This is a genomic window from Bradyrhizobium sp. ORS 111, from assembly GCF_045571485.1.
Lineage (GTDB): Bacteria > Pseudomonadota > Alphaproteobacteria > Rhizobiales > Xanthobacteraceae > Bradyrhizobium.
This window is the reverse complement of record NZ_CP120701.1, coordinates 7,240,399-7,256,346: the sequence shown is the minus strand read 5'-3', so window position 1 is coordinate 7,256,346 and position 15,948 is coordinate 7,240,399. Positions and strand designations below refer to the sequence as shown.

Annotated in this window: 14 protein-coding genes and 2 pseudogenes; 13 read left to right on the top strand and 3 right to left on the bottom strand. The window is 64.0% G+C overall.

Translation table 11 applies throughout. From position 1 onward, the window contains the following. Window positions 1-33: 33 nt before the first annotated feature. From P6U30_RS33505 to P6U30_RS33490, 4 genes are all read left to right on the top strand, one after another. Complete coding sequence (locus tag P6U30_RS33505) at window positions 34-672, top strand: YoaK family protein (protein ID WP_407170604.1); 639 nt, start codon at window positions 34-36, stop codon at window positions 670-672. 31 nt (window positions 673-703) lie between these two features. Beyond that, window positions 704-1,546, top strand: a complete 843-nt coding sequence (locus P6U30_RS33500; RefSeq protein WP_407166984.1) for a shikimate dehydrogenase — start codon at window positions 704-706, stop codon at window positions 1,544-1,546. Window positions 1,547-1,660: 114 nt separating this feature from the next. Further along, the gene (locus P6U30_RS33495) at window positions 1,661-2,239 is read left to right on the top strand and encodes a hypothetical protein (protein WP_407170603.1); all 579 of its coding nucleotides are present in this window, start codon (window positions 1,661-1,663) and stop codon (window positions 2,237-2,239) included. Window positions 2,240-2,431: 192 nt separating this feature from the next. Further along, complete coding sequence (locus P6U30_RS33490; protein WP_407166983.1) at window positions 2,432-3,040, top strand: hypothetical protein; 609 nt, start codon at window positions 2,432-2,434, stop codon at window positions 3,038-3,040. Between the two features lie 174 nt (window positions 3,041-3,214). Here P6U30_RS33490 and P6U30_RS33485 read toward each other — a convergent pair. The 3 genes and pseudogenes from P6U30_RS33485 to P6U30_RS33475 form a co-directional block, all read right to left on the bottom strand. Then, window positions 3,215-3,337 (bottom strand): annotated as a pseudogene (locus tag P6U30_RS33485) (alpha-hydroxy-acid oxidizing protein); the annotation flags it as partial. A 218-nt stretch (window positions 3,338-3,555) separates the two neighbouring features. Then, window positions 3,556-3,678, bottom strand: a pseudogene (locus P6U30_RS33480) (alpha-hydroxy-acid oxidizing protein); the annotation flags it as partial. A gap of 229 nt (window positions 3,679-3,907) precedes the next feature. Further along, on the bottom strand, window positions 3,908-5,044 hold the full coding sequence (locus P6U30_RS33475) for an L-lactate dehydrogenase (RefSeq protein ID WP_407166982.1): 1,137 nt from the start codon (window positions 5,042-5,044) through the stop codon (window positions 3,908-3,910). A gap of 106 nt (window positions 5,045-5,150) precedes the next feature. Here P6U30_RS33475 and P6U30_RS33470 point away from each other — a divergent pair, with 106 nt between their 5' ends. The 9 genes from P6U30_RS33470 (at window position 5,151) to P6U30_RS33430 (ending at window position 15,698) form a co-directional block, all read left to right on the top strand. After that, entirely contained in the window at window positions 5,151-5,327 is a 177-nt protein-coding gene (locus tag P6U30_RS33470) for a hypothetical protein (RefSeq protein ID WP_407166981.1), read from the top strand. Between the two features lie 212 nt (window positions 5,328-5,539). After that, window positions 5,540-6,886, top strand: coding sequence for a phosphoglucosamine mutase (gene glmM, locus P6U30_RS33465; protein ID WP_407166980.1), 1,347 nt, complete (start codon window positions 5,540-5,542; stop codon window positions 6,884-6,886). 606 nt (window positions 6,887-7,492) lie between these two features. Further along, window positions 7,493-8,356, top strand: a complete 864-nt coding sequence (locus P6U30_RS33460; RefSeq protein ID WP_407166979.1) for an outer membrane protein — start codon at window positions 7,493-7,495, stop codon at window positions 8,354-8,356. 182 nt (window positions 8,357-8,538) lie between these two features. After that, complete coding sequence (locus P6U30_RS33455; RefSeq protein WP_407166978.1) at window positions 8,539-9,360, top strand: outer membrane protein; 822 nt, start codon at window positions 8,539-8,541, stop codon at window positions 9,358-9,360. A 152-nt stretch (window positions 9,361-9,512) separates the two neighbouring features. After that, window positions 9,513-10,103 carry a glutathione S-transferase family protein gene (locus tag P6U30_RS33450; protein ID WP_407166977.1) on the top strand — a complete coding sequence of 197 codons (591 nt, stop codon included), beginning with the start codon at window positions 9,513-9,515 and terminating at the stop codon, window positions 10,101-10,103. A gap of 21 nt (window positions 10,104-10,124) precedes the next feature. Beyond that, on the top strand, window positions 10,125-10,595 hold the full coding sequence (locus P6U30_RS33445; RefSeq protein ID WP_407166976.1) for a GNAT family N-acetyltransferase: 471 nt from the start codon (window positions 10,125-10,127) through the stop codon (window positions 10,593-10,595). A 336-nt stretch (window positions 10,596-10,931) separates the two neighbouring features. Next, window positions 10,932-12,104, top strand: a complete 1,173-nt coding sequence (locus P6U30_RS33440) for a phosphoserine transaminase (protein ID WP_407166975.1) — start codon at window positions 10,932-10,934, stop codon at window positions 12,102-12,104. Between the two features lie 236 nt (window positions 12,105-12,340). Next, complete coding sequence (gene serA / locus P6U30_RS33435; protein ID WP_407148741.1) at window positions 12,341-13,930, top strand: phosphoglycerate dehydrogenase; 1,590 nt, start codon at window positions 12,341-12,343, stop codon at window positions 13,928-13,930. A gap of 595 nt (window positions 13,931-14,525) precedes the next feature. Further along, window positions 14,526-15,698 (top strand): thiolase family protein, encoded by a 1,173-nt coding sequence (locus P6U30_RS33430; RefSeq protein ID WP_407166974.1) that lies wholly within the window; start codon window positions 14,526-14,528, stop codon window positions 15,696-15,698. Window positions 15,699-15,948: the final 250 nt, after the last annotated feature.

Genomic DNA, 15,948 nt, shown 5'->3' with positions numbered 1-15,948 from the left:
TGATGAGATGCGCTTTTGGCAGTTTCCAAACGCATGCTTGAATCCCGCCGCAACGTGATGCTGGCGTGCGCGCTGAGCGGGCTCGCCGGCTATGTCGACGGCATCGGCTACCTGCATCTCGGCGGTCTGTTCGTCTCCTTCATGAGCGGCAACTCGACCCGGCTTGGCGTGAGCCTTTCCGAGGCGGATTGGAGGCCTGCTTTGGAGGCCTTCGGGCTGATTGTGCTGTTCGTCGTAGGCGCGGCGGCCGGCAGCTTGATCGTGCTCAGCCGCATCGCGCATCGCCAGCCCGTGATCCTGCTCGCCGAGGCGCTGCTGCTCACGCTCGCCGCCACCGCTCACGAATTCGGTCGGCCGAACAGCGCGATCGCGGCGATCGTGTTGGCTATGGGACTGGAGAACGCCGTATTTCAACTCGACGGCGGCGGGCTCGGTCTCACCTATGTCACCGGGGCGCTGGTCAAGGTTGGCCAGTTGATCGCCGCGGCCCTGACCGGCGGCGCGGGCTGGGCCTGGCTGCCCAATCTGCTGTTGTGGGCGGCGCTGGTCGCCGGTGCGCTGCTCGGGGCACTTGCCTACCGCTGGATCAATCTCGCGGCGATCTGGTTCGCTGCGGGCACCGCGTTGGCGCTCAGCATCCTGGCGGCCCAAACCGCGAAGCGGACGGATTGACAGCGACCGCGGCTTGGCCGATGTCACGGACATGACATCGTCCTCCAAAACCCGCGCCGCATGCCTGATCGGCTGGCCGGCGGCGCATTCCCGCTCGCCGCTGATCCATCATTACTGGCTGCGCACGCTCGGCATCGAAGGCGGCTATGTGATCGAGGCGGTGCCTCCGGAGGATTTCAAGGATTTCCTGTTTCGTTTGTCGCTGCGCGGCTTCGTCGGCGCCAATGTCACGCGCCCGCACAAGGAGCGCGCGCTTGCGTTGTCGACGCCGGACGACCGCGCCCGCGCCATCGGCGCCGCCAACACGCTGTGGTTTGCCGACGGCGAATTGCGTTCGACCAACACCGATGTCGAAGGCTTCATCAACAATCTCGACGCCTGCGCGCCCGGCTGGGACAAGGCCGAGGACGCGCTGGTGCTCGGCGCCGGCGGCGCGGCGCGTGCAGTGGTGTTCGGCCTGATCGAGCGTGGCATTGCGCGTGTCCATCTCGTCAACCGCACGATCGATCGCGCTCGCGCGCTCGCCGACCAGCTTGGCGGCAACGTTGTTCCCGCGAGCTGGGAAGCGGTCAACGAGCTGCTGCCGCGCGCAGGGCTGCTGGTGAACACGACATCGCTCGGGCAGCACGGCCAGCCAGCACTCGAGATCGATGTCGGCCGGTTGCCGCAATCAGCCGTTGTTTCCGATATCGTCTATGTGCCGCTAGTGACGCCGCTGCTTGCAGCGGCAAAGGCGCGCGGGCTTGATACCGCCGACGGGCTCGGCATGCTCTTGCACCAGGCGGTGCGCGGCTTTGAGTTGTGGTTCGGGCAGCGTCCGCAAGTCACGCCTGAACTGCGCGCGCTGGTCGAGGCCGATCTCACAAAGACTTGAGGCACGGAATAGCGTCGCCAGGCAGGGGTCCAGTGTTGGGTCAGGTTACGACCCGGAGATCACGTCATGCCGTTCCGCCCCAATCCATTCGTCCGTCCATCTATCGCGCTAGCGATGGTGGCGGCGTCCACGCTCTATGCGCTCGCGCAACAACCGCCCACGCCGACGCGGGTTCGTGGAACCATTGAAGGCGTCGACGGCGATACGCTCGCGGTGAAGTCACGCAGCGGTGAAGAGGTCAAGCTGCACATGACGAACAACGTCGTTGTGCTCGGCCTCACTAAGGTCGCGCTGTCGGACATCAAGGTCGGTTCCTTCATCGGCACCACCACGGTGCCCGGCCCCGATGGCGTGCCGAAGGCGGTCGAGGTGCATGTGTTCCCCGAGAGCATGCGCGGCACCGGCGAAGGCTCGCGGCCGTGGGATCTCAAACCCAACAGCAGCATGACAAACGCGACGGTCGCGCAATCCGTCGTCGGCAATGACGGTCATACGCTGCTGGTGAAATACAAGGACGGCGAGAAGAAAGTCGTGGTGCCGCCCGAGGCGCCGGTTGTGACCTATGTTCCAGGTGACAAGTCGGACCTGAAGGCCGGCGCCAAGGTCATCGCGTTCATGAAGAAAGGGCCGGATGGCACGATCGAGACCGATCGCGTGAGCGTCGGCCGCGATGGGCTCACCCCGCCGATGTGATGGTTCGGTAGCGCGGAGGAGCCAACGGTCGCGCGAACGCGTACCCGATGACAGGTTCCGCGACACTCGCGACAGTGCCGAGCGCTGAGGTCCCCGGATGTCGCTTCGCTCCATCCGGGCAACGGGCCTTTGGAATACCTGCACGTCGCCGGTGTTTCCACATCTGTCAGCCAATCCTCGGGGACAACCATCATGCCAAAATCGTCTTTGATCGCGGCGTTGCTCGCCGTTGCCTTCGCCTCGCTCGCATCCGCACAGCAGCCGCCGACGGTGCGCATCCGCGGCACCATCGAGGCTGTCGACGGCCCGGTGCTATCGATCAAATCGCGCGAGGGCACCGACATGAAGGTGCGCATGACCGACAATGTGGCGGTGTTCGGCGTTGCCAAGACCGACCTGTCCGAGATCAAGCCGGGCTCCTACATCGGCGTCACCGCGATGCCGGAGCCGGACGGAACACAGAAGGCGATCGCGGTGCACATCTTTCCCGAAAACCAGCGCGGCGCCGCGGAAGGTTTCCGTCCCTGGGATCTGCGGGCCAACTCGACCATGACCAATGCGACGGTCGCGGAGACGGTGAAGGGTACCGAGGGCCAGAACATCCTGGTGAAGTACAAGGACGGCGAGAAGAAAGTCGTGGTGCCGCCCGGCACGCCGGTGGTGACCTTCGTGGCCGGGGACAAGTCCGAGATCAAGCCGGGCGCCAAGATCATCATCTTCGGCGCGGCGAAGAAGGACGACGGCACGCTGGAAGCCAATCGTGTCAATGTCGGCCGCGACGGGATTACGCCACCGATGTAAGGGGAGCAAAGCTCTCTCAACGATGTCGTCCCGGCGAAGGCCGGGACCCATAACCACCGTCGCGAATTGTTAGAAAACGCTGCGGCCCCAGTCTCTTCGCCAAACCGGCATTTGGGGTAATGGGTCCCGGCCTTCGCCGGGACGACGATTGCGTGAGAGGCGACAGCGGCTACATCACACCGCCAGCACGTGGTCGTCGATCTCGGCGATCGTGTTGACGCCGCACAGCCCCATCGTGGTGGTGAGCTCCTTCGCCAGGATATCGATCGCCCTGGCGACGCCTTCCTGCCCGCCGGCAGGCTGGAAGCCAACCGTGTCAATGTCGGCCGCGACGGGATTACGCCACCGATGTAAGGGGAGCAAAGCTCTCTCAACGATGTCGTCCCGGCGAAGGCCGGGACCCATAACCACCGTCGCGAATCGTTAGAAGACGCTGTGGCCCCAGTCTTCGCCAAACCGGCATTTGGGGTAATGGATCCCGGCCTTCGCCGGGACGACGATTGACAGCGGCTCCATCACACGGCCAGCACGTGGTCGTCGATCTCGGCGATCGTGTTGACGCCGCACGGCCCCATCGTGGTGGTGAGCTCCTTCGCCAGGATATCGATCGCCTTGGCGACGCCTTCCTGGCCGCCGGCAGGCTGGAAGCCAATCGTGTCAATGTCGGCCGCGACGGAATTACCCCACCGATGTAAGGGGAGCAAAGCTCGCTCAACGATGTCGTCCCGGCGAAGGCCGGGACCCATAGCCACCGTCGCGAATCGTTAGAAAACGCTGTGGCCTCAGTCTTCGCCAAACCGGCATTTGGGGTAATGGGTCCCGGCCTTCGCCGGGATGACGATTGCGTGAGAGGCGACAGCGGCTCCATCACACGGCCAGCACGTGGTCGTCGATCTCGGCGATCGTGTTGACGCCGCACAGCCCCATCGTGGTGGTGAGCTCCTTCGCCAGGATATCGATCGCCTTGGCGACGCCTTCCTGCCCGCCGGCGCCGAGGCCATAGGCATAGGCGCGGCCGATCATGCAGGATTTCGCGCCGAGCGCGAGCGCGCGCATCACGTCCATGCCGGTGCGGATGCCGCCGTCGAACATGATCTCCATCTTCGAGCCGACCGCATCGGCGATCTCGGGCAGCACCTCGATCGACGATGGCGCACCATCGAGCTGACGGCCGCCATGGTTGGAGACCACGATCGCCTGCGCGCCGGTCTTGGCGGCGAGCTCGGCATCCTCGACGTCGAGGATGCCCTTCAGGATCAGCTTGCCCGGCCAGATGCTGCGGATCCAGTCGATGTCCTTCCAGTTCAGCGAGGTGTCGAACTGGGAGGCGGTCCATTCCGACAGCTTGGTGAGGTCCTCGGTGCCCTTGACGTGCCCGGCGATGTTGCCGAACGTGCGGCGCTTGCCGCGCAGCACGCCGGACACCCAGGCCGGCTTGGTTGCAAAATCGACCAGCTTCGACAGCGACCATTCCGGCGGCACCGTCATGCCGTTCTTGATGTCCTGGTGCCGCTGACCGATCACCTGCAGGTCGACGGTCAAGACCAGCGCCGAGCACTTCGCCGCGATCGCGCGCTCGATCAGCGACTTGATGAAGCCGCGGTCCCTCATGACGTAGAGCTGAAACCAGAACGGCTTGTCGACGGCCGCCGCGATATCCTCGATCGAGCAGATCGACATCGTGCTTTGGGTGAAGGGAATGCCCGCCGCCTGCGCCGCGCGGCAGGCATAGATCTCACCGTCGCCATGCTGCATGCCGAGCAGGCCGACCGGCGCCAGGATCAGCGGCATCGCTGCGGGCTCACCGAGGATCGTGGTCGACAGGTTGCGCTTGGACACGTCGACCAGGATGCGCTGGCGGAACTTGATCTGCTGCAGGTCGGCGGAATTGGCGCGCAGCGTGTCCTCGGTGTAGGAGCCGCGGTCCGCGTAATCGAAAAATGCCTTCGGCACCCGGCGCTTGTGAAGCTGACGCAAATCTTCGATGCAGGTAATGTGCTTCATGGACGTTCCCGGCCTTCCTCTGTCGCAAGTCTTGCAGATGTACGGTGTTGCCGTCATCTAGCATGGTTGGGAGGCCTGCCAAATCGACGACGGATGGGAGAGCGCGATGACGCAATCAGGCTCCAAGCCGAAAGCGAATGAGAATGCCGAAAAGCGTCGGCTGGACGATGCCCTGGAGGAGGGGTTGGAAGAGACGTTTCCGGGTTCCGACCCCGTCAACGTGACCCAGCCGGCGCCCAGCAAGGAGGACCGGCACGTCCTGCGCAAGGGCAAGGGACAGTGAGGCGCTCGCCGGGTCGGCTGCGTCCCAAAGGAGTAATCCTTTATTTCACAAGGGCTTAGCTTCGAATCACGTGATTCGATGCCGGTAATGATTCATCATATTTTTTGAAGCCATTTTAGCGGCTGACACATTATAAGGCCGATGCACGCTAAAATGGCGGGCATTGGGGCGTTCTCGGCGGGTGGGTTCGAGAGGCCCACGCTGGGGGTGACATGAGCCGTAAATATTTTGGGACCGACGGGATCCGGGGCCGCGCCAATGGGCTGATCACGCCGGAGCTTGCACTCAAGGTGGGGCAGGCCGCAGGTCTGGTGTTTCAGCGGGGCGATCACCGCCATCGGGTCGTGATCGGCAAGGACACACGGCTGTCCGGCTACATGATCGAATACGCCATGGTCGCGGGCTTCACCTCGGTCGGTATGGACGTGTTGCTGCTCGGCCCGATCCCGACCCCTGCGGTTGCGATGCTGACCAAGTCGATGCGGGCCGATCTCGGCGTCATGATTTCGGCGTCGCATAACCTGTTCGAGGACAACGGTATCAAGCTGTTCGGCCCGCAGGGCTTCAAGCTGTCCGACGACGTCGAGAAGCAGATCGAGCAGTTGCTCGGCGAGTCGCTCGATCGCCGCCTCTCGCAGAGCGCCAGCCTCGGCCGCGCTCGCCGCATCGACGGCGTCCATGACCGCTACATCGAATTCGCCAAGCGCACGCTGCCGCGCGACCTCAGCCTCGAAGGTCTCCGCGTCGTGATCGATTGCGCCAACGGCGCGGCCTACCGGGTGGTTCCGGAAGCGCTGTGGGAGCTCGGCGCCGACGTCGTTCCGATCGGCGTCGAACCCGATGGCTTCAACATCAACAAGGAATGCGGTTCGACCTCGCCCGAGGCGCTGTCCAAGAAGGTGCGCGAGATGCGCGCTGATATCGGCGTCGCGCTCGACGGCGATGCCGATCGCGTCATCCTGGTCGACGAGCGCGGGCATATCGTCGACGGCGACCAGTTGCTCGCGGTGATCGCGCAGAGCTGGAAGGAAGAGGGGCGCCTCGCCAAGCCCGGCATCGTCACCACCGTGATGTCCAATCTCGGGCTCGAGCGCTTCCTTCAAGGCAACGGCATGCACATGATCCGTACGCCAGTCGGTGACCGCTACGTGCTCGAGCAGATGCTCGCCGGCGGCTACAATCTTGGCGGCGAGCCATCGGGCCATATCATCATGTCCGACTACTCGACGACCGGCGACGGCTTCGTGGCGGCGCTGCAGGTGCTGGCCGTGGTGCAGAAGCTCCGCCGCCCGGTGTCCGAGGTCTGCCGGCGCTTCGATCCATTGCCGCAGATCCTGAAGAACGTGCGCTACCGCAGCGGCAAGCCGCTCGACGACGCCGAGGTCAAGTCCGCAATCACCGACGGCGAGAACCGCCTTAATGGCCACGGCCGGCTCTTGATTCGCCCGTCCGGCACCGAGCCGGTGATCCGCGTGATGGGCGAGGGCGACGACCGTATCCTGGTCGAAGAGGTCGTCGACAATATCGTCAGCGCACTCGGCCACGCCGCCGCCGCTTAGTACCTGCCGCGCGAATGCGTGCCTGATGACGGGCGCCGCGAAGCATCCTTCGTGTCGCGCGCGGAAGCATGGATTGCTTCCGCCTTCGCCAAGGCTTCGGCGGACAAGTCGTCACTTCAGCGCAAAATCGCTTCGCGATTTTGCCGCGAGCTGCCAGGAAGAAAGTGAGTGAGCTCCAGGTCGGCGAAGCGCGGTGTCATCACCCGCGCATGCGGGTGATCCAGTATTCCAGAGAGGTCGATGTCTGAATCGAGAGGCCGCGGCGTACTGGATGGCCCGCCTGCGCTATCGGCTCATGCGACTGGTCGCTGTCACCGCCGCGGCGATCGGGTTAAGCATTCGCTAACAGGCGCGCGTTCCACGCGCTGCAGCAAGGCCCATTCGTCAACGTATCGTTAGGACTTGCGGCCGAATCGCCATCTTTGCTGTGCCGTGATTGCATCACTCGCGACAGCAAAGGCGCGATTGCGCGAAAGTCGGTGAGGGATCGTCAACCTTAAAAATTAGGGTTAAGTGCCGCTTAAGCATTTGCTGGCATCGTTCGGCCCGTGAGTTTCAGACGTGGGGCTTTTGCGTGTTCGCCTCACTGGCCAAAGGACGAAGCCAATGCGTAGTGTTAAGTCTTTGATTGCCGCGGGCGCGGCATCCCTGCTGTCCTCGGCGGCGTTCGCCGCCGATATGCCCATCGCCCCACCGCCGGCCTATGGACCGCCGCCGGTGGCTGACTTCGGCGGCTGGTATCTGCGCGGCGATATCGGCATGACCAACCAGCGCATGGACAGCCTGCACAGCCGAAGCATTGATTCCGTCAATGCCAACTTCCCGGGCGCGCTGCAGAACAACGGCTTCGGCTTTGACAGCTCGCCGCTCTTCAAGCTCGGCGTCGGCTATCAGTTCAACAACTGGTTCCGCGCCGATCTCACCGGCGAATATCGCGGCAAGGCCAATCTCCACGGCTCCCAGAACATCCCGCTGAATGCAGCATTCGCCGGCTTCGCCGCGGCCGACAACTACAGTGCAAGCAAGTCGGAATGGGTCGTCATGGCGAACGCCTATGTCGATCTTGGCACCTGGTGGTGCGTGACGCCCTATATCGGCGCCGGCGTCGGCGCGGCCTACAACCAGATCAGCGGGTTCCGCGACGACGGCGTGATCTACTTCCCGGTCGGCACTCTCAATAACAGCGTCACCTACGGAGCCGATGCCGGCAAATGGAACTTTGCCTGGGCCCTCCATGCGGGCCTCGCCTACAAGATCTCGCCGAACGTGACGCTCGATCTGGCCTATCGCTACATCAACCTCGGCGACGCCACCACCGGTCCCACGCGCGCGTTCGATGGTTCATTCAGCAACGGCAGCCCCTTCACCATCAAGGACCTCACCTCGCACGACGTAATGCTCGGCGTGCGCTGGAATCTGGACGCCGGGCCGGTCTATGCGCCGCCGCCCCCGTTGATCACCAAGGGTTAATGTCCGGTCTTCACCGGCTAACGATTGCAAACGGCGCGGGATCATCCCGCGCCGTTTTTCTTTGTCGCCGATATCGCAAGCTCTGCAATGAGAGCATGCCGAAAGCGGCCGGCGACAACGATTGGTTAAGGTTAACAGGCGATGATCAGCGCATAATTTGATGAGTTGGATGGAGCGTTGCGATGCGTAGGTTGTTGCTGGCGGCGATGATGTTCGGGGCGGTGACCGGCGCGCACGCGGCTGATCTGCCCGTGCTGCGCGGCGGCTTCACTGAGGGGCTGGCCCGCCCGACCACCAACTGGGAGGGCTTCTATATCGGCGGACAGGCCGGCTATGGATCGTCCGACGAGAATTTCAGCGGGACAAACGCCAACATGCTCTCTGCGCTGCTTGATCACAACGTGATCCAGCAGATGGATGTCGCAAACTGGAATCTCGGGCTCGGCAAGCAATCGCAGCGCTCGCCGGCCTATGGCGGCTTCGTCGGCTACAACGTGCAGTTCGATGACGTCGTCGTCGGAGCCGAGATGAGCTACATGCACGCCAACAATTTCGGCGGCACGTCGATCGCGACCAAGGAGCTGGTCAGCGGCACGAAGCTGTCGGACAGCATGTTCCATGACGTGCGCGTCGATTCGGGGGCCGCAATCGAGATCACGGACCTCGCCACCTTCCGCGCCCGCGCCGGCTATGCCTGGGGCTGCTTCCTGCCCTACATGTTCGGCGGCTTCGCGCTGGGCAATGCCAATATCACGCGCTTCGTCACCGTCTCGGACGCCATCAGCGCCACGGGAGCGCCAGGGTCGTTTACATCGCTGATGCCCCTGAGCGCCTCCGATGTGCTGCACAATCACCTGGTGTACGGCTATAGCGGCGGCCTTGGCGTCGATGTGAGCCTGATGGCCGGTCTCTTCATGCGCGCGGAGTGGGAGTACAGCCGCATCACGTCCACCGTCGATACCAACATCAACACGGTGCGCGTCGGCGTCGGCTACAAGTTTTGACGCACCACCGCACGGCTTGACAGCGAACAGCGTCGCTGTTCCGATATCTCTCCTTGAAGCGCGATGAATCCTCGTCGCGCTTGCTTGTTGTTCGGGCCTGATTTCGGACAAGCGGGTCTGCCGCCGCGATCGAGCCGAGGGAGCGCAACCACATGAAAATCTACGGCGACGCCAATTCGGGCAATTGCCTGAAGGTGAAATGGGTGTGCGACAGACTGGCGCTGCCCTACACGTGGATCGAGATCGATACGATGAAGGGCGGGAGCCGGACGCCCGAGTTTCTTAAGCTGAACGGTTGGGGCCAGGTGCCCACGGTCGAGCTGGACGACGGCCGCACGCTGGCCCAGTCCAACGCCATCATCCGCTATCTCGCGCGCGGCAGCGACCTGATCCCCACAGATGCCTATCGCGCGGCGCAGATGGATGCGTGGATGTTCTGGGAGCAGAACAGCCACGAGCCCTACGTGGCGGTCTGCCGCTTTCACATTGTGTATCTCGGCAAGGCGGTGGCGGATCTCGATCCGAACCTGGTGAAGCGCGGCTATGTGGCGCTCGATCATCTGGAGCGGCATCTCGGCGGCGCCCGCTTCCTGGTCGGGGACGCCGTCTCGCTGGCCGATGTCTCGCTGCTCGCCTACACGCGGGTCGCCCATGAAGGCGGCCTCGACCTCGATCGCTATCCCGCGATCAACCGCTGGATTGCCGATGCCGAGCGCGCGCTTGGCCTGCCGCCGGCACGCTGACCTGAAACGGAACGAACGACCATGACCGCACCGACATCCGCCACCATTCGCCGGGCTCGCCGCGACGACGTCGCCGCCATCGTCGGTATGCTGGCGGACGATCCGCTCGGCAGCGCGCGCGAGCGGATCGAGGATCCGCTGCCGCAAAGCTACTATCAGGCATTCGAGCGGGTCGATCGCGATCCTAACCTGCAGCTCGTCGTCGCCGTCGACGGCGAGGGGACCGTCGTCGGCTGCCTGCAACTGGCGGTCCTGCCGGGCATCAGCTCGCAAGGCGGCTCGCGCGGTTTGCTCGAGGACGTGCGCGTTGCAAAGCATTGCCGCGGCCGCGGCATCGGCGAGCAGCTTGTGCAGTGGGCGATCGCGGAAGCGCGCGCGAAGGGGTGCATGCTCGTCGAACTGTTGACGCATCATACCCGCGTCGATGCGCAGCGCTTCTATGAGCGGCTTGGATTCGCACGCAGCCATGTCGGCATGACGATTCGTTTCTAACGCGCTGGCGCGAAGGCATGCGGCCCCGTCATTGCGAGCCATCGGTCCGGCGCGAAGCGCCGCCGGATGACAGGCTTCGCGACGCAATCCATCCTCGGATCTGACGGGGAGAGTGGAGCGAGCGCAGGCCGCTCTTCGGCCGGGGAGTTGCCGATTCCCGTGGTTTCACGGGCCGGCGGAATTGGCGCCGCGTGTCGACGATGCCCCATCAATCAGCCGTGATGCCGATATCCGGCCGACATATCCGAAGTTTCTTGACGTTCTGACGCCTTTCCACTATTTCCGGCGGCGGGAAACCTCTCCCCACCGAGAGGCAGCTATCTGGAAGGGTAGATTATGACTGCAGCGAAGCCCGCTTCGCGGCCCCATGTGCCGCATTTTTCCTCCGGCCCCTGTGCCAAGCGCCCCGGCTGGAACCCCGACAATCTCAAGGACGCCGCCCTCGGCCGCTCGCATCGTGCGAAGATCGGCAAGGCCAAGCTCAAGCTCGCGATCGAGCTGACGCGCGAGGTGCTTGAAGTCCCTGCCGATTACAAGATCGGCATCGTGCCGGCCTCCGACACCGGCGCGGTCGAGATGGCGCTGTGGTCGCTGCTCGGTGCGCGGCCCGTCACCACGCTCGCCTGGGAATCCTTCGGCGAAGGCTGGGTCAGCGACATCGTCAAGGAATTGAAGCTCAAGGACGTCACCAAGCTGAACGCGGCTTACGGTGAAATCCCCGATCTCTCCAAGGTGGACCCCGCGTCCGACGTCGTCTTCACCTGGAACGGCACCACTTCGGGCGCGCGCGTGCCGAACGCTGACTGGATCAGCGCGACCCGCGAAGGCCTCACGATTTGCGACGCGACGTCGGCCGCCTTCGCGCAGCCGCTCGACTTCGCCAAGCTCGATGTCGTCACCTTCTCCTGGCAGAAGGCGCTCGGCGGCGAGGCCGCACACGGCATGCTGATCCTCTCGCCGCGCGCGGTCGAGCGGCTGGAGACCTACAAGCCGGCCTGGCCGCTGCCCAAGATCTTCCGCCTGACCAAGGGCGGCAAGCTGAACCAGGGCATCTTCGAGGGCGAGACCATCAACACGCCGTCGATGCTCTGCGTCGAGGATTATCTCGACGCGCTGAACTGGGCGAAGTCGATCGGCGGCCTGAAGGCGTTGATCGCGCGTGCGGACGCCAACACCAAGGTGCTTGCCGACTGGAAGGCGAAGACGCCGTGGATCGATTTCCTGGCGAAGGATCCCGCGATCCGCTCCAACACCTCGGTGTGCCTGAAGTTCACCGATCCCGCGATCATCTCGCTTCCATCAGAAGCGCAAGCCGACTTCTGCAAGAAGCTGGTCGCGCTGGTGGAGAAGGAGAACGCCGGCTTCGACTTCGCGTATTACCGCGATGCGCCGGCGGGCCTGCGGATCTGGTGCGGCGCCACCGTTGAAGCAAAGGACGTCGAGCTGCTCACGCAGTGGATCGACTGGGCCTTCGCCGAGACCAAGGCAGCGTTGCCCAAAGCGGCGTAAGTTTTCTCTTGTCACCTCTCCCCGTTCTTACGGGGAGAGGTCGGATTTCTCCGGGCGATGCGCAGCATCGTCCCGTGCAATCCGGGTGAGGGGCCCTTTCGGCTTGTTCCTCGCCCGCGGCTGCCCCTCACCCCAACCCTCTCCCCGTAAGAACGGGGAGAGGGAGAAGTGATCAGAGACTTCACCACATCGGCCCGAGCGGCCTGCTCCCTCTGTGGGGCAAAGGAAACATCCACATGTCCAAACCCAAAGTTCTCATTTCCGACGCGCTATCTCCCGCTGCCGTGCAGATCTTCAAGGATCGCGGCGTCGACGTCGACTTCCAGCCCAACCTCGGCAAGGACAAGGAGAAACTTGCCGAGATCATCGGCAACTATGACGGCCTCGCGATCCGCTCGGCCACCAAGGCGACCGCCAAGATCATCGAGAAGGCGAAGAAGCTGAAGGTGATCGGCCGGGCCGGCATCGGCGTCGACAATGTCGAGATTCCGGCGGCGACCGCCAAGGGCATCATCGTGATGAACACGCCGTTCGGCAATTCGATCACGACCGCCGAGCACGCCATCACCCTGATGCTGGCGCTGGCGCGCGAGATCCCGCAGGCCGATGCCTCGACCCAGGCCGGCAAGTGGGAGAAAAACCGCTTCATGGGCGTCGAGATCACCGCCAAGACACTGGGCGTGGTCGGCTGCGGCAATATCGGCTCGATCGTCGCCGACCGCGCGCTCGGCCTGCGCATGAAGGTGATTGCGTTCGATCCGTTCCTCTCGCCGGAGCGCGCCAAGGATATCGGCGTCGAGAAGGTCGAGCTCGATGACCTCCTGAAGCGCGCCGATTTCATCACGCTGCACACGCCGCTGACTGACAAGACGCGCAACATCATCGACGCGGCCGCGATCGCCAAGATGAAGAAGGGCGTTCGCATCATCAACTGCGCGCGCGGCGGCCTGGTCGACGAGCAGGCGCTGGTCGAGGCGCTCAACTCCAAGCATGTCGCCGGCGCCGCCTTCGACGTGTTCGTCGAGGAGCCGGCGACCGCGAACGTGCTGTTCGGCCATCCCAACGTGATCTGCACTCCGCATCTCGGCGCCTCCACCACCGAAGCGCAGGAGAACGTCGCGCTGCAGGTCGCCGAGCAGATGTCGGATTACCTGTTGTCCGGCGCAATCTCGAACGCCGTCAACTTCCCCTCGATCACCGCGGAAGAGGCGCCGAAGCTGAAGCCGTTCATCGAGCTCGCCGAGAAGCTCGGTTCGTTCGCCGGCCAGCTCACCGAGAGCGGCATCCTCAAGACCCAGATCACCTATGAGGGCCATGTCGGCGAGATGAAGATCAAGGCGATCACCTCGGCGGTGCTGTCGGGTCTGCTGCGGCCGATGCTGGGCGAGGTCAACGTGGTCTCGGCACCCGTCGTCGCCAAGGAGCGCGGCATGGTGGTGGACGAGGTCGTGCGCGCCGCGCAGAGCGACTATGAAAGCCTGATCACCGTCACCGTCACCACCGAGCGACAGGTGCGTTCGGTGTCCGGCACCGTCTATGCCGACGGCAAGCCGCGCCTCGTCGACATCAAGGGTATCCGCGTCGACGCCGAGTTCGGCAAGTCGATGATCTACGTGACCAACGAGGACAAGCCGGGCTTCATCGGCGCGTTTGCGAGCCTGCTCGGCGACGCCAAGATCAACATCGCGACCTTCCATCTCGGCCGCGTCAAGCAGGGCGGCGACGCCATCGCGCTGGTCGAGGTCGACGGTGCGGTGCCGGCGGACGTGCTTGCCAAGGTGCAGGCGCTGCCGCAGGTGAAGCAGGCCAAGGCGCTGAGCTTCTGACCTGTGATCGTTCGCCCGCTTGTCCACGCACTCGCTTCACCTCTCCCGCTTGCGGGGTAGGGCAATCGCATTTGGGAGAAAAACGCCCTGCGGCCATCCTTCGAGACGCCCGCCTTTGGCGGGCTCCTCAGGATGAGGTCTTGTCTTGCGGCACAACGGTAGACCCTCATGGTGAGGAGCGCCGCTTGCGGCGCGTCTCGAACCACGAGGCCGAGTACGTGCGCAGCCGCCCAAGGGCGGCATATGCGATAGCCCTGCGCTTGCGGGGTCGAGACGAGCGAAGCTCGCTCTTAGGTCGGATCGCATCGTAGATGCGATCCGGGTGGGGGCTCTTTCATCACAAAGATTGTCGATCGCGGCGATACCCCACCCCAACCCTCCCCCGCAAGCGGGATAGGGAGCGCGGTGTCCTCGTCATCGCCGTTCGAGTTCTCACTGTCTGATATTCCGATCTGCGGAACAGAACGCCGTCTCCGGCCTCGGGGGCGGCGTTTATCGTTCTGAGACGCGTGGTATTCCTGTTGCAGCCGCCGAAATATGTGTACGAACGGGCCATGACACGCCACAATGACCGTCATCTCGAAGGGAGAAAACTATGCGTGAAGCCGTAATCGTTTCCTATGCGCGCACCGGCCTGGCGAAGTCCGGCCGTGGCGGATTCAATATCACCCCGCCGATGTCGCTCGCCGCGCACGCGATCAAGCACGCCGTCGATCGCGCCGGCGTCGACAAGGAGTATGTCGAGGACTGCTATCTCGGCAATTGCGCGCATGGCGCGCCGAACATCGGCCGCCAGGCGGCGCTGCTCGCCGGTCTGCCGAAGTCGACCGCCGGTGTCTCGGTGAACCGTTTCTGCTCGTCGGGCCTGCAGACCATCGCGATGGCCGCCAATTCGATCCGCTCCGACGGCTCGGATTGCATCGTCGCCGGCGGCGTCGAGAGCATCTCGATTCCCGGCGGCGGCTCGCCGAAGGAATCGATCGATCCGGATCTGCTCAAGACCGCGCCCGACATCTTCATGGCGATGATCGACACCGCCGACATCGTCGCCGAGCGCTACAAGGTCAGCCGTGAATACCAGGACGAGTATTCGCTGGAGTCGCAGCGCCGCATGGCGGCCGCGCAGCAGGCCAACAAATTCAAGGACGAAATCGTCCCGATGAAGACCAGGATGAAGGTGGTCGACAAGGTCACCAAGGAAGAGAGCATCAAGGACTACGTCGTCGATCGCGACGAGTGCAACCGTCCGGAGACCACGCTGGAAGGTCTCGCCAAGCTCGAGCCGGTGAAGGGTCCCGGCAAGTACATCACCGCCGGCAATGCCAGCCAGCTCTCCGACGGCGCTGCCGCCGTGGTGCTGATGGAAGCCAAGGATGCCGAGAAGCGCGGTCTCAACCCGATGGGCCGGTTCGTCGCCTGGGCCTCGGCCGGCTGCGAGCCCGACGAGATGGGCATCGGTCCGATCTACGCGGTGCCGAAGCTCTTGAAGCGGCACGGCCTGAAGATCGACGACATCGATCTCTGGGAGCTCAACGAGGCGTTCGCCAGCCAGTGCCTCTATTCGCGCGACAAGCTCGGCATCGATCCCGAGAAGTACAATGTCAACGGCGGCTCGATCGCGATCGGCCATCCCTTCGGCATGACCGGCGCGCGTCTCACCGGCCACCTGCTGCAGGAAGGCCGTCGCCGCAAGGCCAAGTGGGGCGTCGTGACCATGTGCATCGGCGGCGGCCAGGGCGGCGCGGGCCTGTTCGAGATCTATAGCTGAGGTCTCGGCTCGGCCAAGACGTTCGGACGACGACAGCACGGCGCCTTCGGGCGCCGTGTTTTTTTGTGCTCACTCCATGCCCGTCATTGCGAGCGAAGCGACTTGTCCGCCGAAGCCTTGGCAAAGGCGGAAGCAATCCATTCCTCCGCGCATGGGAAGCGATGGATTGCTTCGTCGTTTCGCTCCTCGCAATGACGACAAAGCGATACCTCGGACATCACCGCACCATGACGCAGCCGCCGGTACGCCA